Below are 17,998 nucleotides of genomic sequence, written 5' to 3'. Positions count from 1 at the left end.
CGCATTGCTCGGACGGAGGGAGCAGCTAGACAATACGGGGGAAAAACCGGCGACCCGCGCCCGAACGGCCGGAGACCCGCGAAGGCCCCCGGCCGGAACGCCACCTCAGGCGATGGCGAACTTCAGAAGCTTGATCGCGGCAAAGTCGCTCACATCGCCGCCCACGCGCTTGGAGGCGTAGAAGAGGACATGCGGCTTGGCCGAGAACGGATCGCGCAGCACCCGCATGTCGGGGCGTTCGGCGACCGTATAGCCGTTGTGGAAGTCCCCGAAGGCAACCGCGAAGGTACCTGAGGCGATGTCCGGCATGTCCTCCGAGATCAGGACCGGATAGCCCATCAGGCGCGCGGGTTCCCCCGCCGCCAGACCGTCGGACCACAGGAAGCGGCCATCGGCATCCTTCATCTTGCGCACCGCGCCCGCGGTCTTCGAATTCATCACGAAGGTCGCGTTGGCGCGGTACTCGGCGTCCAGCGCATAGACCAGGTCGATGATCGAATCCGAGGCGTTGGTGGGCGCGAAATCGCCGTCCGCGCCGGTCGGCACATAGCCCAGCGAGCCCCAGGTCCAAAGGCCATTGTCGACCGCCGTGTGGCTCAGGAAACCTGTCGGCTTGTCGATCCCGTCACCCGACACGAAGGCCTGCGATTCCGCGCGGGCGAACTTGTCGGCGATGCGTTCGGCCAGCCAGCCCTCGACGTCGAAGGCACTGTCGTCCAGCAGGCGCTGGCTGGCCTTGGGCATCGCCGAAAGCTCATGCAGCGGGATGGAGATGCGGTCGATCTGCGGCGTGCCGGTCTCGCTCAGCGTGCCGGTCTCCGTCGCCCAGCCGGAACCGAGGTCGGTGTGGTCGACCAGCACGTCGAACGAGGTCGCCTCGACCTGCACGACATTGGCGATGGCGCGGACCGAGGCGGTGGATTTCAGAACCCCGCGAATGCGGTCCGAGGTCTCGGGATCGACAAGGAACCCGCCATCGGCGTTGACCTGCGTGTTCAGCGCCTTGCCCTCAAGGACAAGGCCCCGCAGCCCGTCATCGTCGCCCGACCGCAGATAGGCGCCGAACGCCTTCTTGTGCGGCGCGTCGAGGTCAACGGCGGTGGACAGCGCCGGGCGCCCCTGGGCAAAACCGGCAGTCGTAGATTTGCGATCCAGCATGGTCAGTCGCTCTTCCTGTTGTTGCAGCTTCGATGTCATCTCGTCCTGAAAGCCCTTGAACTCGCCCAGAAAACCGGCAAGCGCGGACTTCACCTCCTCGGCCGGAGCGCCGGACACGCCTTCCCCGGCCCGAGCTTTCGTCTCGGTCGTCTTCATACCCATCACCTCGTGTCAGGGGTTGCGTCGAAAGGGGCGGCTAGCGCCCCGCCAACACCCGCCGCGCCGCGTCGAACAGCGCCGCCAGTTCGCGCAGGTCCATGGCCTCCGGGCTGTCGCCCTTGGCCCCGACCCGCGCCTCGGGAAGCATCGGGAAGGTGACAAGCGACACCTCCCAAAGCTCCACCTCACGAAGAAGCCGCTGGCCCTTCGCATCCTTCTCCGCCGTCACCGTGCGATAGCCGATCGACAGCCCGTCGATCGCCCCCGCCGCAACCAGCGCCGCCGCCTCGCGGCCCTTGTCCACCTCGGTCAGGATACGGCCCTTCACCTTCAGGCCGCGCCCGTCCTCGGCGATCTCGTCCCAGACGCCGATGGGCTGCGTCGCGTCATGCTGCCACAGCATCCTGACCGCGCGCCCCTCGGCCTTCAGCCGTGTCAGCGACCGCGCATAGGCCCCCGGCATCACCACATCGCCGCCCTGATCGGTCAGGCCGAAGAAGGACGCATAGCCCTCGATCCGGCTGCCCTCGGTCAGCCGGATATCCTCGCCCAGCCGGCAGAACTTCGTCTCCAGCCCGTATTCGTTCACCATCTGGCTCATCCTCATTTCGGCCCGAACTCGATGATCGACTGCGCCGCCTGGCTCAGGATCACGCCGACGACCCCGAACACCGTCATCCAAAGCCGCTTTTCCACGCCCAGGATCATGCCCTCGATCCGCTCAAGCCGCTTTTCGACGGTCTCGAACTGAAGGGACATGATCCGGTCCACCGCCTCGAAGCGATGCTCATGCGCGCAGGGAAACGGCTCCTTGAGGTAACGCGACCCCGCACCCGCCATGCTCACGCCCCGCCCGGCAGCGGCGGCAGGCCAAGGATGGCGCGCTTTTCAGCATCGGTCAGGAACAGCGCCTCGCCGACCCGCTTCCATTGCTGGTCGCGCTCGCCCGCCAGCGCCGGCACCTGGTCCAGATCGGGCTTCAGCTCGATCTCCTCGCCCAGATGGGTGGACAGCCAATAGGCCACCGCCGCCGTGACCCGCGTTGCCAGCGGCAGAACTGTCAGGCGATAGAAGGCCCGGTTCGCCTCCTGGTAATTCGCATAGGTCGCGTCGCCCGGAATGCCCAGCAGCATCGGCGGCACCCCGAAGGCCACCGCGATCTCCCGCGCCGCCGCCTCCTTGGTCTTCTGGAACTCCATGTCCGACGGGCTGAACCCCATCGGCTTCCAGTCCAGCCCCCCTTCCAGCAACATCGGCCGCCCGGCATTGCGCGCGCCCTGATGGTGCATCTCCATCTCGTGGATCAGCCGGTCATACTGGTCGGGCGCCAGCGCCCCCTGCCCGTCCGTCCCCTTGTAGACGATGGCCCCCGAAGGCCGCGCCGCATTGTCCAAAAGCGCCTTCGACCAGCTCGAGGCGCTGTTATGCACATCGACCGCCACCGCTGCCGCCTGCATCGGCGACAGCCCGTAGTGATCGTCCTGCGGATGAAAGCTCTTGATATGGCAGACCGGATCGACCGGCCCCGCCATGTCGAAACGATGCTTGCGCCCGCCGACGGTATAGTCATAGGCCACCGGCCAGCCATCGGCACCGGGAACCAGAGACATCCGGTCGGACCGCAGCACATGCAGCTCCACCGGCAGCCCGGCGCCCCCCACCGCCTCGACATAACCGTTCCCGCTCAACAAGAGCTGACCATACAAGGCCTCGAACAGCTCGGCCCGCCCCTGCCCCGGATTGGGCCGCCGCATCAGGTCGATCACCGGGTGCAGGTCATAGCGCCGCTCGCGGTCCTGACAGACCAGCGGCAGCGCCGCCGCCGCCTCGGCGATCAGCTTGACCGCCCGGAACCCCACCGGATTGCCGGAAAACCCGGTCTTGGTCAGGCTCACCGCGTCGCGGGGCGACCAGGCCACGCGCCCCGACGATCCCCAGGCGATCACCCGCCCCGTGGCCGAGGCCTTTTGCTCCGGCACCACGCCCTCGGCGCGCCGGAAGATGTTCCATGCCATCCGAATTCTCCTCGTTCAGCCACCAGGGGCCGGCGCCCCTGCTTTCACTGTGGTCGAAATACTCTCGGGGGGTGCGGGGGGCAGACGGCCCCCCGCCGCGCCGTCACAGGCTTCGCACCTGCGGCCGCCGCCATTTCGCCGCCGGGTCCAGCATGAGGTCGGTCAGCGCCCAGACCAGCGCATCCACCCGGTCCGGCGATCCGCGCCCCTCATAGCCGCGTGTCGTCATCCGGCCCATCTGGTCCTCCAGCACCTCAAGCCCGCGCAGGTGATGCACCCGGCCCTGCTCGTAAAGCGCCGCCACCGGCTCCGCCCGCGCCGCCTTCCCGCGCGAGGCATGAACCGGCCGGTAAGAGATCAGCGGATCGACCGTCCGCACCACGCTTTCCACCAGCGCACCGCCCTGATTGACCTCGGCCACCAGCCGGTCCGCGCCATGCCGGTGCATCGCCGCCACCGCGGCCCGCGCCCAGGCGTCGGGGCTTGCCGCGCTGACGCTCGCGTCCTCCAGAACCCAGGCCCGCCAGTCCGACGGCGGCCCCTCGGTCAGCGCGCCCACAACGACGATACCGCATTCGTCCGATCCCTCATGCCCGGTGACCGGCGGATCGACCGCCACCACCACGCGGCTGAAGGCCTTGGGCGCCTCCGCCTGCGCCGCCTCGATCATCGACGCGGTCCAGAGCGCGCCCTCCAGATCCTCCAGCAACTCGCCGTTCAACTCCTGCCGCCCCTTCCTTGTCCCGGCATAGCGCGCCCGCACCTCTTCGAGGAACGAGGCCGCCAGATAGGCCCGGTTCGCCTCGGTCGGGGCCTGGGTGATGACGGTCGACGGGTTCTTCAGGATCGCCTTCAACACGCCCACGTTCCTCGGCGTCGTCGTCACCACCTGGCGCGGGTCGGGACCCAGCCGCAGCGCGAATTGCAGCATGTCCCAGGCCTCTTCGCCCTTGGTCCATTTCGCCAGTTCATCGGCCCAGGCGGCATCGAATTGCGGCCCCCGCAGCGCCTCGGGGGAGAAGGCGGAATAGGCCTCCGCCACCGCCCCGTTCGGCCAGACCAGCCGCCGCTTCGTCGCCTCCCATTTCGGTTTCCGGTCGGGCGGCGAACAGGCCATGATGCCGCTGTCGCCGAAGATCATCACCTTCTCGACCTGCTCCAGCGTCTCGCCGACCAGCGCCACCCGCTTCGACCGGCCGGGATCGAGGGGGCGCGCCCCCTCGACCTCGGCCCGGACCCATTCGGACCCGGCGCGGGTCTTGCCCGCGCCACGCCCGCCCATGATGATCCAGGTCTTCCAGACCCCCTCGGGCGGCAGCTGATGCGGCAGCGCCCAGACCTCGAAAAGCCAGGGCAGCGACATCAGCGCCGCGTCGCTGAGGCCGGTCAGGAACTCATCGACCGTCTCCGGCGTCGCGCAGGCAAGCCAGGCGGCGGCAGATTTCATCCCGCGCCGCGTCGAAGTCGAGCGCGTAGTCGTAAACGACCCCGGCTTCGTCTTTGCGAAGTTTTGCAACGCGTATCCTCTCTTCCAATGCCGTCTTGTAGGCAGACCGGACCTCGCCAATCTGCTTGGCGATCTCCCTTGCCTCCCCCAACTCACCCGCCCTGAACCTCCGCAGCGCGGCGTTCAGCGCCTCCTTCGCCTCATTGATCAGTTCCCCAACCTCCACGACCGAAGGGCTGGAGGAGATTTCGTCTTCCGAAATCAAGGTAATCATGCAGTCTGGCCCGCCTCTCATGCCTGTCCGCACGAGCGAAATGAAAAAGCGGCCCTGAGGTCGCCCCCGGCCGCTTGCCCACTTCTTCTAGCTTGCCCGAAGGAATATCCCCGACCGTTCGGAAAGTCAAGAAAAACTGTGTTATCAGATGGTTAACGGATCGTTCGCCGGGGCGCAGAGCGTCAGGAACGCCACCATGGCCTCTCGCGCCCGTGCCGCAATTGCCGCCTGCTCCGGAACCTCCATCGCCCCGATCACCCGGCGAACCTGCCAGTCTCCGATCAGCAACCGAAGGAATAGGTCGGCCCCTGCCTCGGCTGAGGAAACGTCCAGCCGACCTGCCCCGACGCCCGCAGCCACAAGCGCCACGATCCTTGGCAGCACAGCCTCCCGCCCGCCCTCTGCTATCGCCTTGCCCAGTTCACCCGTTGGGTCGGCCGCAGCGGCCCTGTTCAACGCGACCGCACGCGGGCCAGTCAGCATTTTCAACAGCGGCTCACCGACCTCTGTAAGTGCGGCAATGGGATCGCCCTGCCCCGCCAGCGCAGCGTCCAGCCGCGCCCCTACCGTCTCTGCATTGGCTTCCGCAACCGCCCGGAACAGTCCCTTCTTGTCGCCATACCAGCGATAGAGCGTCTCGTTCGATGCGCCGACGGCCTTGGCGACGCTCAACATAGACGCACCGGCGTATCCCTGCGTTTCCAGCAAGCGGCAAGCCGCGTCCTCGATCTCTTTCCGCCGCCCGCTCCGTGTTTCTTCGCGCATGCCCATCTCCCGACCATTGACAATTACCGTACACACGATTACGCGTATTGAAAAGCGTAACCTAAATTACGGATTTTTCATGCAACGTTTCACCCTGCCCTCCGCTCTCGTCTCAATCCTACTCACCGGGGGGATCTTCGGCTTCTTCTACGCATGGGTTTGCTCGACAATGTGGGGCCTCGATGCCACCGACCCACGGACCGCCATCGCGGCGATGCAGGCCATGAACGCCTCGGTCCGCAATGCCATTTTCGCGCCCACCTTCTTCGGCACCGCGCCCGCGCTGCTCCTGACCGCGGGCCTCGCGCTGGCTTCGGGGCGGCGTCTGCCCGCAACGCTCTTCGCCGTCGCGGCCCTAACCTACGCGCTGGGAGGCTTCTTCCTGACGGTATCCGTCAACGTTCCGATGAATGAGGCTTTGGCCGCCGTCGCAATCCCTGACGACGCCGAGGCCGCCCGCGCGATCTGGGCGGACTATTCCTCACGCTGGCAGGTCTTCAACCAGATCCGCACCATCGCCTCGGGCGCCGCGCTTCTGCTCACCGCGCTGGGACTATACGCTCTGGGGCAGTAGACCGCGCGGGGATCAGTTCCCCGCGCCCCCCTGCTGCTCCAGCGCCCGGAACTTCGCGACATTGTCGTTATGCTCGGCCAGCGTAGCCGCGAAGACATGGCCGTCGCTCGGCACAAGGCTTTTGGCCACGAAGAACAGATAGTCCGACGTCGCCGGGTTCAGCGCGGCGGCGATGCTGTCGCGGCCCGGATTGGCGATCGGCGTCGGCGGCAGCCCCTCGATCACATAGGTGTTGTAGGGCGTCCGCCCGCGCAGTTCGCTCTGCCGCAGACCGCGCCCGAGGATGCCCTGCCCCTTGGTGATGCCATAGATCACCGTCGGGTCGGTTTGCAGCTTCATCCCCTGCTCAAGCCGGTTGATGAAGACGCTCGCCACCAGCGGGCGTTCATCCGCGATGCCGGTTTCCTTCTCGACGATGGAGGCCATGGTCAGCGCCTCTTCCGGCGTCGCATAGGGCAGCCCCTCGGCCCGCGTGGCCCACAGCTCGGCCAGCGTCGCCTCCTGCCGCGCCTGCATGTCGGCCAGCAGCTCGGCCCGCGGCTCGCCCTTCGTCACCTCATAGCTGTCGGGTGACAGCATGCCTTCCGGCGGCACGTCGCCCGCCTCACCGCTCAGGAAATCGGCCCGCGTCAGCGCATCGACCACCTGCCAGCTTGTCACCCCCTCGGCCAGCGTCACGCGGTAGCGCACATCGGCATCGCCCGTGGCCCGGGTGTACTCCTCCGGCGCGGCCCCCTGCGCGGGGTCGAACTTCACCACCTCGACGTAATTGGTGGTCGCCGGATCAAGCTCCCGCAGGATCAGGTCGGAGCCGTTCACACCGATGCGATAATTCACCTCCGTCCCGCAGGTCGATTGCCCGCCGCGCGTCACCGCGTCCACGATCTCGGCCATCGAGGCATGTTCGGGGACAAGGAACGACCCCGCCTTCAGCTTGGCGGTCTTGCCCTCATACTCCGCGCCGACCTTCAGGATATAGGCGGAACTGACGGCCTGCCTGTCGGCCAGATCGGCCGCGACGCTGCGGAAGGTGGCCCCGTTCGGAACCTTCAGGCAGATCGCATCGGCCAGCGGTCCGGGGCCGGAATACTGGTTCTTCCCCCAGGCGATGATCCCCGCCACCCCCGCGATCAGCACAATCGCGATGGTCAGGAAGTTCGAGGCGATGCTACGCCACATCAGCCGTCCACCTTGCCAAGGACGAGCGAGGCATTGGTACCGCCAAACCCGAAGGAGTTCGACAAAGCCACCTTGATGTCGCGCTTCACGGCCTTGTTCGCGGCCAGGTCAAGCTTCGGCGTCACCGCAGGGTTGTCGAGGTTGATGGTCGGCGGCGCGATCTGATCCCGGATCGCGAGGATGGAAAAGATCGCCTCCACCGCGCCCGCAGCCCCCAGAAGGTGGCCGATGGCGGATTTCGTCGACGACATCGTCGCCTTCGCCGCCGCATCGCCCAGAAGTCGCTCCACCGCGCCAAGCTCGATCGTGTCGGCCATGGTCGAGGTGCCATGCGCGTTGATGTAGTCGACCGCCGAGGGCGCGATCCCGGCGCGCTTCAGCGCCGCCTCCATCGCGCGATAGCCGCCCTCGCCATCCTCCGACGGCGCGGTGATGTGATAGGCGTCGCCCGACAGGCCATAGCCCAGCACCTCGGCATAGATCTTGGCACCCCGCGCCTTGGCGTGTTCGTATTCCTCAAGCACGACGACGCCCGCGCCCTCGCCCATCACGAACCCGTCGCGATCCGCGTCATAGGGGCGGCTGGCCTTCGTCGGCTCCTCACCGCGCTTGGTGGACAGCGCCTTGCAGGCGTTGAACCCGGCGATCCCGATCTCGGATATCGGGCTTTCCGCGCCGCCCGCGACCATCACGTCGGCATCGCCCCACTGGATCAGCCGCGCCGCGTCGCCGATGGCATGGGCGCCCGTCGAACAGGCCGTGACAACCGCATGGTTCGGCCCCTTGAAGCCGTAGCGGATCGACACCTGGCCAGAGATGAGGTTGATCAGCGCGCCGGGGATGAAGAAGGGCGACACCCGCTTCGGCCCCTTTTCCTTGATCAGCACCGCCGTCTCGGCGATGGAGGACAGCCCGCCGATCCCCGACCCGATCATCACGCCGGTGCGCAACCGGCTTTCATTGTCCTCGGGCGTCCAGCCCGCATCCTCGACCGCCATCTGCGCGGCGGCCATGCCGTAAAGGATGAAATCGTCGACCTTCCGGCGGTCCTTCGGCTCCATATAGGCATCGGGGTTGAACGTCCCGTCGCTGCCATCGCCAAAGGGGATCTCGCAGGCATAGGTCGTCACCACGTTCGACGTGTCGAACCTCGTGATCGGCCCGGCCCCGGACTGCCCCGCGATCAAGCGCTTCCAGGTCTCCTCGACGCCCGCCGCCAGCGGCGTGACCATCCCCAAACCCGTGACTACGACCCGCCTCATGCCCACCTCTCCGGCCAAGTTCTTACGTCCGAAAGGGTGATACACGGGGGGCGCGGCCTCTGCAATCGCCGAGACCACGCCCCCATGCCCCGCGGCACATCCCCGCGCGCGGGCCGGGCTTTCCTGCCAGGCTATTTGCCCAGATGGCTTTCGATGAACCACAGATCCTTGTCGATCTGCCGCGACAGGCCGACGAAGATGTCCACCGTCCCCTCGTCCCCGGTCTCTGCGACCGTCTCGATCGCCTTGCGCACCCGGCCCCCGACATCGGCGAGGCGGGTGGAGATTTCCTCGACATGGCGCGCATCTTCAACCGCATCGGTCGGATAGGGCGCCATCTTCGCCTTGCCCGCGACCACTTCGGCCGTCCCCATGGCGACGCCGCCAAGGATCTGCACCCGTTCGGCCACCGTATCGGCCCCTTCACCCACCCGGTCGAAGACCGCGTCGAACAGCTCATGAATGGCGATGAAGTTGCGTCCCTTCACGTTCCAATGCGCCTGTTTCAGCGCAAGACGCAGCGCGACAAGGTCGGCCAGCGTGGCGTTCAGCGTCTCGATCGAGGTTTTGATGGCGTTATCTTTCAAGCCTTTAACCGGCATGGCAGCCTCCTTCATCCCGTCGCCGCGTATCCTCGCGGCACTCGGGATCAGAACGGACTGCCCCCCGGCCCGGTTCCGCTGCCGGGGCAAAATTTCCCGGCAGACCCCGCGCCCTTCAGCGCTGCGCGGGCCGCCGCATCAGCACCACCCCCGCGCCCTCATATTCAGCCTCGCGGCCCCGCAGATAGCCGAACCGCTCCGCGATGCGGAACGAGGCCGCATTCTCCGGCTCGATCATCGCGTGAAGCGGCCCGGCATGGCGGCTGGCGTCAAACCAGCGATGCGCCGCGTCCACCGCCTCGCCCCCATAGCCCTGCCCATGCGCCGCGCCTGTCAGAATCCACCCTGCTTCAGGCGCCGCATCGAACTCAGCACCAAGGCCGCGCATGGCCCGGAAGATCCCGGTCTGCCCGATCAGCCTGCCATCGGCGCGGCGGATCACCGCCCATTGGCCGTAACCCTCCAGTGCCCAATGGCCTACGATGTTCAGAAAGCGCCCCCAGCTCTCGGCAACCGACCGCGCCCGCCCCCCGGTGAACCGCACCACGTCAGGGTCCTGCCACAGCGCCACATAATCCTCGAAATCGTCGCGGACATAGCCGCGCAGGATCAGCCGGTCCGTCTCGATACGCGGTATCATACCCACCCCTCCAAAAGCAAAACGGCGCCCGCTTGGGGCGCCGCTTCCGATCCCTCGGCCCTTGGCCGATCAGGACGCGTCAGAGATGAATTTCACCGCATCGCCGAAGGTCTGGATGGTTTCGGCGGCATCGTCCGGGATCTCGATCCCGAATTCCTCTTCGAACGCCATCACCAGTTCGACGGTGTCAAGGCTGTCCGCGCCCAGATCGTCGATGAACGACGCATTCTCGGTCACCTTGTCTTCCTCGACGCCCAGATGCTCGACGACAATTTTCTTCACGCGATCGGCGATGTCGCTCATGTCACTTCCTCATGTTGGCGGGACAGGCCCGCTCCTCTCTCTGCTCGTTCCGAGCGGCTATGCCCCCGCATGTAGCGCAGGCGCCCGGGTCGGCCAAGCCCCCCGGCGGGTCAGCGCCGCCTATATCACAGTCTAGACGGGACGCAAACGCTTTCGCAACGCCGAAAAGACCGGCTCAGACCATGTCCATTCCGCCGTTCACATGCAGCGTCGCGCCGGTGACATAGCCCGCCTCGACACTCGCCAGATATAGCACGGCCGAGGCGATCTCCTCCGGCGCGCCCATGCGCCCCGTCGGGATCGACGCGGTGATCCGGCCCTTCTGTTCATCGTTCAGCTTGTCGGTCATCGCGGTGGCGATGAAGCCCGGCGCGATGCAGTTGACGGTGATCCCCCGGCTCGCCACTTCCTGGGCAAGCGCCTTCGACATGCCGGTCAGCCCGGCCTTGGCGGCGCAGTAATTCGCCTGCCCCGGATTGCCCGCCGTCCCGACGACCGAGGTGATGTTCACGATCCGGCCCCAGCGCGCCTTCATCATGCCCCGGACCGCGCCCCGGCACAGCCGGAAGGCCGAGGTCAGATCGACGTCGATGACCGATTGCCAGTCCTCGTCCGACATCCGCATGAAAAGGTTGTCGCGCGTGATGCCCGCATTGTTGACGAGGATGTCGAGCGCCCCCATCGCCTCCACCGCCCGCTTCGGCAGCGCCTCGACCGCCGCCATGTCCGACAGGTCGCAGGGCAGCACATGCGCCCGCTCCCCCAGTTCCGCCGCCAGCTCCGCCAAAGGCGCCTCGCGCGTGCCGGACAGCCCGACCACCGCCCCCGCGCCATGCAACGCCGTCGCGATCGCGCCGCCGATCCCGCCCGAAGCACCCGTGACCAGCGCCGCCTTTCCCGTCAGATCGAACATTGCCCGCTCCTCATCTTCTTCTGTTCAAAAATACTCCGGGTGGGGTCCGGGGAGGGCGGCGCCCGCCCCGGCCTCTCCATCTGCTCAGCCCTTGGTGGCAGCCACATCCTCGGGCGTGCCGACCGCGCGGGTCTCCGCCTCTTTCGCGATGCGCCGGATCATCCCCGACAGCGCCTTCCCGGCGCCGATCTCCCAGAACTCGGTCACACCCTTCGCGGCCATCCATGCGACGGACTCGCGCCAGCGCACGGATCCCGTCACCTGCTCGACCAGAAGCGACCGGATCAGCGCCGGGTTGCGCACCGCCTCGGCCCGCACATTGGCGACCAGCGGCACGGCGGGTTCATGGATCTCCACATCGTCCAGCGCCTCGGCCATTACGCGCGCCGCAGGTTCCATCAGTGCGCAGTGGAAGGGGGCCGAAACCGGCAGGAGCAGCGCCCGCTTGGCGCCTTTCGCCTTGGCGATTTCCACCGCCCGCTCGACCGCCGCCTTGTGGCCGGACACCACGACCTGCGCCGGGTCGTTATCGTTCGCGGCCTGGCAGACCTCGCCCTCCGCGGCCTCCTCGGCCACGGCGCGCGCGGTGTCGAAATCGAGGCCCAGAAGCGCTGCCATCGCGCCAACGCCGACCGGCACCGCCTGTTGCATCGCCTGCCCGCGCAGCCGCAACAGCCGCGCGGTATCGGCCAGGCTGAGGCTGCCGGCCGCGCAAAGCGCCGAATATTCACCCAGGGAATGCCCCGCGACATAGGCCGCCGAGGTGACCGCGATCCCCTCCGCCTCAAGCGCGCGCATCGCGGCGATCGAGGTCGCCATCAGCGCGGGCTGGGCATTCTGCGTCAGGGTCAGGGTGTCCTGATCCCCCTCCCAGATCAGGGTGGAGAGCTTTTCGCCAAGCGCCGCGTCGACCTCATCGAACACCGCCCTGGCGACCGGATAGGCCTCGGCCAGCGCGCGGCCCATGCCCACGGTCTGCGCCCCCTGTCCCGGAAATACGAATGCCCGTGTCATGATGCCCCCTTCGTCGTTTCGATCACCTCTAAGGTCTTTAATGTCATGAAACAAGCCGAGGGCGCGTCCGGACATGCTTCCGCGCCTTGCGGCGCGGACCCGCTTGGGGGGCCAGCCCCCCAAGACCCCCCCCGGAGTATTTGGACAACGAAGAAGCAGGCGGGAGTCCTTCGGCTTGCATCCGTCCCGCGTTCCTCTATAAGGCCGCATCCTTCCGCATTCACGGGAACCGGCGATGCCTCTCGTGGCGGGCTGCGGAAGGGGTCGCCCGCCTATGAAGCCGCCTGAGACGAAAAAGGAGCCTACATGCCGCTTTACGAGCATGTCCTCATCGCGCGTCAGGATCTGTCCAACGCGCAGGCCGAAGGCCTTGTCGAACATTTCTCCACGGTGCTTACCGATAACGGCGGCAAGGTCGTCGAGAGCGAGTACTGGGGCGTCAAGACGATGGCCTACAAGATCAACAAGAACCGCAAGGGGCATTATGCCTATCTGCGCACCGACGCGCCCTCGGCCGCCGTGCAGGAGATGGAGCGTCTGGCCCGTCTGCATGACGACGTCATGCGCGTGATGTCGATCAAGGTCGACGCGCATGAAGAGGGCCCTTCGGTCCAGATGCAGAAGCGTGACGAGCGCGGGGACCGTGGCGATCGCCGCGACCGTGGCGACCGTCGTTGATCCGGGACCTGAGGAAAGGAATATAAGCCATGGCGAACAAACCGTTTTTCCGCCGCCGCAAGGTCTGCCCCTTCTCGGGCGACAACGCGCCGAAGATCGACTACAAGGATGTCCGTCTTCTTCAGCGCTACATCTCCGAGCGCGGCAAGATCGTGCCTGCCCGCATCACCGCCGTTTCGGCCAAGAAGCAGCGTGAGCTGGCCCGCGCCATCAAGCGCGCCCGCTTCCTCGCCCTGCTGCCCTATGCCGTGAAGTAAGGAGCGAGTCCCATGCAAGTCATCCTTCTGGAGCGTGTGGCCAAGCTTGGCCAGATGGGCGAAGTCGTCAAAGTGAAAGACGGCTATGCGCGCAACTTCCTTCTGCCGCAGGGCAAGGCGCTGCGCGCGTCGGCGGACAACATCAAGTCCTTCGAGGCCCGCAAGTCGCAGCTTGAGGCGCAAAACCTCGAGACCAAGAAAGAGGCCGACGGTGTGGCCGCCAAGCTTGACGGTGAAACCTTCATCGTGATTCGCTCGGCCTCCGATTCCGGCGCGCTTTACGGTTCCGTCACCACCCGTGACGCCGCCGATGCGGCGACCGCGGCGGGCTTTACCGTCGATCGCAAGCAGGTCGTGCTGACCCGCCCGATCAAGGAACTGGGCCTGCACACGGTCGAGGTCGTGCTGCACCCCGAGGTTACGGCGACCGTCACGCTGAACGTCGCGCGGTCGAACGAGGAAGCGGAGCTTCAGGCGTCGGGCAAGTCCATTCAGGACCTTGCCGCCGAGGCCGAAGCCGAAGCGAACTTCGAGATTGCGGAGCTGTTCGACGATATCGGCAGCGCCGGTCAGGACGACGAGATGGCCGAATAACCGGCCCGATCCCGAGAGACAATGGAAACCGCGTCGGGGCAACCCGGCGCGGTTTTTCGTTGGCAAGGGGGGCGCGGCGGCGCGCCCTGTCTGCGGGCGGACAGAAGCCCATCCGCCATTTCCGTCACACCCGATGTCGCGCGTCGCGCAGCGCCGTCCTGCCGCCTCCCCTAGCCTTCCTGACAAGATCAGGACGGACGGCCCCCGATGGCACATCTTGCAGCCCCGCTTCCCAGCCCGCGCGCCGGTGCCTCCGGCATCGGCTATCTGGTTGCGGGGATCGCGGTCTTTTCGGTTCAGGACCTGATCCTGAAGCTTCTCAGCGGCAGCTATCCGCTTTATGAGGCGATGGTCTTTCGCAGCCTGACCGCGCTGCCGTTCCTTCTGCTGCTGGTGTATCTAAACGGCGGGACCCGCACGCTCTTCACGCCCGCCATGGGCAAGATGATCCTGCGCGGGGGGCTGCTTTTCTGCGCCTATACGGCCTATTACCTCGCGCTGGCCTCGCTGCCGCTGGCGACCACGGTCGCGCTTTTCTTCACCGCGCCGCTCTTCATCACCATCCTGTCGGTCCTGATCCTGCGCGAACAGGTGGGGCCGCGCCGCTGGGTTGCGGTGCTGGCGGGCTTTGGCGGGGTTCTGATCATGGTGCGGCCAGGGTCGGACCTGTTCGACTGGGCGGCGCTTCTGGCGCTTGGCGCGGGGCTGGCCTATGCGCTGTCGATGGTGACAGCCCGACGCCTGGGAACCACAGAGACCGCCGCCGCGCTGGCCTTCTGGGGCAATCTCGTGTTCCTTGCCATCGCGCTTGCCATGACGCTGCTCTTGGCGGACGGGCAGTTTTCGGATCAGGTCCATCCCAGCCTTGGCTTCCTGACGCGCGGCTGGGTTACGCCGACGCCGCGCGACCTTGCGCTGATGATGCTCTGCGGCGGGATCGCGGCGGCGGGGTTGACGCTTTTGACGCAGGCCTACCGCGTCTCCGCCTCGGCCCTTGTGGCGCCGTTCGAATATACCGCGATGGTCTGGGGCGTGCTTTACGGCTGGCTCTTCTGGCGCGACTGGCCCGATGCGACCGGCTGGACCGGGATCTTCGTCATCATCGGCGCCGGGCTTTACGTCCTTTACCGGGAGAACCTCTCGACCCGTTGACCCCGGACGGGCGCGTAACGGTTGCGCGCCACCGCATTCATCGTCAAAAGGTATCCGTTCGGAACAAGCCGGGGCCAACCGCCGATGTCAGTGTCGATGCTGTCCACCTTCCTCAAGCCCATGCACCGCGAGGGCTATCGCTTTGTCGCCATCTTCGCCGCGATCACGGTCGTCCTGTTCCTGATCTGGGAGCCGCTGGGCTGGATCGGCGTCGGGCTGACGGTCTGGTGCTATTACTTCTTCCGCGACCCCGACCGGGTGACACCGGCGCGCGAGGGGCTGGTGATTTCCCCCGCGGACGGCATCGTGCAGATGATCGAACCCGCCGTCGCCCCGGCGGAGCTTGGGCTGGGCGCGGTGCCGCTGACCCGTGTTTCGGTCTTCATGAACGTCTTCAACTGCCATGTGAACCGCGCGCCCGTCCCCGGCACGGTCGAAACCATCGCCTACCGGCCGGGCAAGTTCCTGAACGCCTCGCTCGACAAGGCGAGCGTGGATAACGAAAGGAACGGGTTGACGATCCTGATGGAGGATGGCCGCCGCATCGGTGTGGTGCAGATCGCGGGCCTTGTCGCGCGCCGCATCGTCTGCGAGGTCAATGAGGGCGTTCACCTGATGGGCGGGCAGCGTTTCGGCATGATCCGCTTTGGCTCCCGCCTTGATGTCTATCTGCCCGAGGGCGTGGCGCCGCTGGTGGCGGTGGGCCAGACCACCGTGGCCGGGGAAACCGTGATCGCCGATCTTGCCTCGGACGAAGGCCAGCGGCGCGGGGCGATCCGCTAGATGGCGCGCCGCCCCAAGAGTGAGGAGATGGAGCTTGAGGGCGATACCCTGCCCTTCCTGTCGCTGGTCCCGAACATGGTCACGCTGCTGGGCCTGTGCGCCGGGCTGACGGCGATCCGCTTCGTCTTTACCGGCAACTTCCATTTCGCCGTGATCCTGATCCTCTTTGCCGCCGCCATCGACGGGCTGGACGGGCTGCTTGCCCGCCGCCTGAGGGCGACGAGCGAGATTGGCGCGCAACTGGATTCGCTGTCGGATTTCCTGAATTTCGGCGTCGCGCCCGCGCTTCTCGTGTGGGAATTCACGCTGGCCCCCAGCGCCCGCACCGGGGCCTGGATCGCGGTCCTGATCTATGCAAGCTGCTGCTGCCTGCGCCTTGCGCGCTTCAACGTCGCCCATGACAAGCTGCAAGCGACGGGCGGCGCCTCGCCCAAGCACTTCACCGGCGTTCCGGCGCCTGCCGGGGCGCTTCTGGCGCTCTTCCCGGTGTTCCTGACCTTCGAAAACGCGCTGGATGCCCGTCAGGCGCCGATGCTGGTGGCGGGCTGGCTGCTGGTGGTGGGCTTCCTGATGGCCAGCCGCCTGCCGACCTTCTCGCCCAAGGCGCTGCGCATCCCGCGCGGGGCCATCATCTGGGTGATGATCGCCCTGCCCTTCGTCGTCGGCATGATGCTGACGCGGTTCTGGCTGTCGCTGATCCTGATCGAGGGTCTTTACATCGCCACCCTGCTGCGCTCGGCCCAGAAGGTCGGGTTCGGCTGGTGGCGGGCAAGGCGGGCCGCTAGGGCGGCGGAGAAGGGCTAACCCCCGGCCGTAATACCGCCAAAGGTCGTCATCGCATAAAGACGGGCCGGGGTCGCCCCCGGCCCGGCCGTCGTCAGATTTCGTCCAGCGCCTCGATGGCCTTTTGAAGGTCGTCCTTGGAAACGGTCTTGTCCGTCACCTTGGCCCCCTCGACGACGAGGTCGACGACCTTGTCCTCGAAGATCGGGGCGCGCAGTTGCTGCTGCATCTGCGGGTTCTTCTGCACGAATTCGAAGAAGGCGCGTTCCTGGCCCGGATACTGGCGGGCCTGCATCATCACGGCCTGCGTCATCTCGGAATCCGTGACCTCGACATTCTCCTTGCGGCCGATCTCGGCCAGGAGAAGGCCAAGGCGCACCCGGCGCTCGGCCAGCGACTTGTGTTCGTCCGTCGGTTCGATGGAGCCGTGGTTGTGGCCATGTTCCTCGGGGTGTTCGTCGTGCCAGATCTGGTGGGCGATCTGGTTCGCCTCGGCCTCAACCAGGCTCGGCGGCAGGTCGAATTTCACCATCCCGTCAAGCTGGTCGAGCAGCGCGCGCTTCATCACCTGACGCGCGGCGCCGGTGTATTCGGCTTCCAGACGCTCGGTGATCTGGCCCTTCAGCGCCTCCAGATCCTCGGCGCCGAACTGCTTGGCCAGCTCGTCATTGACCTCGGCCGCTTTCGGCTCTTTCACCGCCTTCACGGTGCAGTCGAAGATGGCTTCCTTGCCCGCCAGATGCTTCGCGCCGTATTCCTCGGGGAAGGAGACCTTGACCGCGACCTCTTCACCGGCCTTGGCGCCGACCAACTGCTCCTCGAAACCGGGGATGAACGAGCCGGAGCCAAGCTCAAGCGGGTAATCCTCACCCGCGCCGCCCTCGAACGCCTCGCCGTCGATCTTGCCGACGAAGTCGATGACGACCTGATCGCCGTCCTTGGCCTTCGACCCCTTCTTGCGGTCCTCGAAGTTCTTCGCCGACTTGGCGATGTTGTCCAGCGCCTCGGTCACCGCCGCGTCGTCGGCCTTGACCACCAGCTTTTCCAGCTTCAGCTTGGAGAGGTCGACTTCCGGGATCTCGGGCAGCGCCTCATAGGACATCTCGACGACGACATCGTCGCCTTTCTGCCACTTCTCGCCGTCCTTCATCTCCACCTTCGGCTGCATCGCCGGGCGGTCGCCGGTGGCGTCGAAATGTTCTTTCATCGCGCCGTCGATGGCATCCTGCATGGCGTCGCCCATCAGGCGTTCGCCGAACTGCTTTTTCAGGATCGCCATCGGCACCTTGCCCTTGCGGAAGCCCTTCATCTCGACTTCGGGCTGTGCCTCGACGAGCTTTTCGTTCACTTTCGCGTCCAGATCGGCGGCCGGCACGGTGATCGTGTAGCTGCGCTTCAGGCCGTCTTTCAGGGTCTCGGTGACCTGCATTCCTTCGTCCTTCTTGT

The 17,998-nt window shown here is 66.5% G+C and carries 22 protein-coding genes; 7 read left to right on the top strand and 15 right to left on the bottom strand.

Annotation, left to right across the window (positions count from 1 at the left end; genetic code table 11):
- Window positions 1-105: 105 nt before the first annotated feature.
- The 7 genes from LX70_RS08045 to LX70_RS08015 all read right to left on the bottom strand — a co-directional run bounded on the left by LX70_RS08045 (window position 106) and on the right by LX70_RS08015 (window position 5,818).
- Window positions 106-1,314, bottom strand: a complete 1,209-nt coding sequence (locus LX70_RS08045) for a phage major capsid protein (protein ID WP_105514022.1) — start codon at window positions 1,312-1,314, stop codon at window positions 106-108.
- Between the two features lie 40 nt (window positions 1,315-1,354).
- Complete coding sequence (locus tag LX70_RS08040; protein WP_425430578.1) at window positions 1,355-1,918, bottom strand: HK97 family phage prohead protease; 564 nt, start codon at window positions 1,916-1,918, stop codon at window positions 1,355-1,357.
- A gap of 2 nt (window positions 1,919-1,920) precedes the next feature.
- Window positions 1,921-2,157, bottom strand: coding sequence for a GTA head formation protein, RCAP_rcc01685 family (locus tag LX70_RS08035; RefSeq protein WP_105514021.1), 237 nt, complete (start codon window positions 2,155-2,157; stop codon window positions 1,921-1,923).
- A 2-nt stretch (window positions 2,158-2,159) separates the two neighbouring features.
- Complete coding sequence (locus tag LX70_RS08030) at window positions 2,160-3,332, bottom strand: phage portal protein (protein ID WP_105514020.1); 1,173 nt, start codon at window positions 3,330-3,332, stop codon at window positions 2,160-2,162.
- 103 nt (window positions 3,333-3,435) lie between these two features.
- The gene (locus LX70_RS08025) at window positions 3,436-4,779 is read right to left on the bottom strand and encodes a DNA-packaging protein (RefSeq protein WP_105514019.1); all 1,344 of its coding nucleotides are present in this window, start codon (window positions 4,777-4,779) and stop codon (window positions 3,436-3,438) included.
- Window positions 4,727-5,053, bottom strand: a complete 327-nt coding sequence (locus LX70_RS08020; RefSeq protein ID WP_146111566.1) for a BAR domain-containing protein — start codon at window positions 5,051-5,053, stop codon at window positions 4,727-4,729. Before LX70_RS08020 ends, LX70_RS08025 begins: the two co-directional genes overlap by 53 nt.
- Before the next feature lie 144 nt (window positions 5,054-5,197).
- Window positions 5,198-5,818 (bottom strand): TetR/AcrR family transcriptional regulator, encoded by a 621-nt coding sequence (locus tag LX70_RS08015; RefSeq protein ID WP_105514183.1) that lies wholly within the window; start codon window positions 5,816-5,818, stop codon window positions 5,198-5,200.
- Window positions 5,819-5,897: 79 nt separating this feature from the next.
- Here LX70_RS08015 and LX70_RS08010 point away from each other — a divergent pair, with 79 nt between their 5' ends.
- The gene (locus tag LX70_RS08010; RefSeq protein ID WP_105514017.1) at window positions 5,898-6,392 is read left to right on the top strand and encodes an anthrone oxygenase family protein; all 495 of its coding nucleotides are present in this window, start codon (window positions 5,898-5,900) and stop codon (window positions 6,390-6,392) included.
- A gap of 12 nt (window positions 6,393-6,404) precedes the next feature.
- Here the strand turns inward: LX70_RS08010 and mltG are convergent, their stop codons facing one another.
- The 7 genes from mltG to fabD form a co-directional block, all read right to left on the bottom strand.
- Entirely contained in the window at window positions 6,405-7,571 is a 1,167-nt protein-coding gene (mltG, locus tag LX70_RS08005) for an endolytic transglycosylase MltG (RefSeq protein WP_105514016.1), read from the bottom strand.
- Window positions 7,571-8,833 (bottom strand): beta-ketoacyl-ACP synthase II, encoded by a 1,263-nt coding sequence (gene fabF / locus LX70_RS08000; protein WP_105514015.1) that lies wholly within the window; start codon window positions 8,831-8,833, stop codon window positions 7,571-7,573. The genes mltG and fabF overlap by 1 nt, the downstream gene beginning before the upstream one ends.
- Before the next feature lie 131 nt (window positions 8,834-8,964).
- Window positions 8,965-9,435 (bottom strand): DNA starvation/stationary phase protection protein Dps, encoded by a 471-nt coding sequence (gene dps, locus LX70_RS07995; RefSeq protein ID WP_105514182.1) that lies wholly within the window; start codon window positions 9,433-9,435, stop codon window positions 8,965-8,967.
- A gap of 115 nt (window positions 9,436-9,550) precedes the next feature.
- Window positions 9,551-10,075 carry a GNAT family N-acetyltransferase gene (locus LX70_RS07990; protein ID WP_105514014.1) on the bottom strand — a complete coding sequence of 175 codons (525 nt, stop codon included), beginning with the start codon at window positions 10,073-10,075 and terminating at the stop codon, window positions 9,551-9,553.
- Window positions 10,076-10,144: 69 nt separating this feature from the next.
- The gene (locus tag LX70_RS07985) at window positions 10,145-10,378 is read right to left on the bottom strand and encodes an acyl carrier protein (RefSeq protein ID WP_085816406.1); all 234 of its coding nucleotides are present in this window, start codon (window positions 10,376-10,378) and stop codon (window positions 10,145-10,147) included.
- Window positions 10,379-10,553: 175 nt separating this feature from the next.
- Window positions 10,554-11,291, bottom strand: coding sequence for a 3-oxoacyl-[acyl-carrier-protein] reductase (fabG, locus tag LX70_RS07980; RefSeq protein WP_105514013.1), 738 nt, complete (start codon window positions 11,289-11,291; stop codon window positions 10,554-10,556).
- 84 nt (window positions 11,292-11,375) lie between these two features.
- Entirely contained in the window at window positions 11,376-12,305 is a 930-nt protein-coding gene (fabD, locus tag LX70_RS07975; protein WP_105514012.1) for an ACP S-malonyltransferase, read from the bottom strand.
- A gap of 306 nt (window positions 12,306-12,611) precedes the next feature.
- On the opposite strand from fabD, the gene rpsF reads away from it, so the two are divergent.
- The 6 genes from rpsF to LX70_RS07945 all read left to right on the top strand — a co-directional run bounded on the left by rpsF (window position 12,612) and on the right by LX70_RS07945 (window position 16,573).
- Window positions 12,612-12,983, top strand: a complete 372-nt coding sequence (gene rpsF, locus LX70_RS07970) for a 30S ribosomal protein S6 (RefSeq protein WP_105514011.1) — start codon at window positions 12,612-12,614, stop codon at window positions 12,981-12,983.
- 29 nt (window positions 12,984-13,012) lie between these two features.
- Complete coding sequence (gene rpsR, locus LX70_RS07965) at window positions 13,013-13,240, top strand: 30S ribosomal protein S18 (RefSeq protein ID WP_105514010.1); 228 nt, start codon at window positions 13,013-13,015, stop codon at window positions 13,238-13,240.
- A 12-nt stretch (window positions 13,241-13,252) separates the two neighbouring features.
- On the top strand, window positions 13,253-13,834 hold the full coding sequence (gene rplI / locus LX70_RS07960; RefSeq protein ID WP_105514009.1) for a 50S ribosomal protein L9: 582 nt from the start codon (window positions 13,253-13,255) through the stop codon (window positions 13,832-13,834).
- Between the two features lie 207 nt (window positions 13,835-14,041).
- Window positions 14,042-14,986, top strand: a complete 945-nt coding sequence (locus LX70_RS07955; RefSeq protein ID WP_105514008.1) for a DMT family transporter — start codon at window positions 14,042-14,044, stop codon at window positions 14,984-14,986.
- Between the two features lie 84 nt (window positions 14,987-15,070).
- Window positions 15,071-15,769, top strand: a complete 699-nt coding sequence (locus LX70_RS07950) for a phosphatidylserine decarboxylase (RefSeq protein WP_105514007.1) — start codon at window positions 15,071-15,073, stop codon at window positions 15,767-15,769.
- Window positions 15,770-16,573: a CDP-alcohol phosphatidyltransferase family protein gene (locus LX70_RS07945; RefSeq protein ID WP_245884989.1), complete on the top strand. Its 804-nt coding sequence runs from the start codon at window positions 15,770-15,772 to the stop codon at window positions 16,571-16,573.
- Window positions 16,574-16,646: 73 nt separating this feature from the next.
- Here LX70_RS07945 and tig read toward each other — a convergent pair whose 3' ends face one another.
- Window positions 16,647-17,981 carry a trigger factor gene (gene tig, locus LX70_RS07940; protein WP_105514180.1) on the bottom strand — a complete coding sequence of 445 codons (1,335 nt, stop codon included), beginning with the start codon at window positions 17,979-17,981 and terminating at the stop codon, window positions 16,647-16,649.
- Window positions 17,982-17,998: the final 17 nt, after the last annotated feature.

Source organism: Albidovulum denitrificans, from assembly GCF_002973535.1.
GTDB classification, from domain to species: Bacteria; Pseudomonadota; Alphaproteobacteria; order Rhodobacterales; family Rhodobacteraceae; genus Albidovulum; species Albidovulum denitrificans.
Note: the sequence above shows the minus strand (reverse complement) of the source record. Positions and strands in the feature narration are given on the sequence as shown.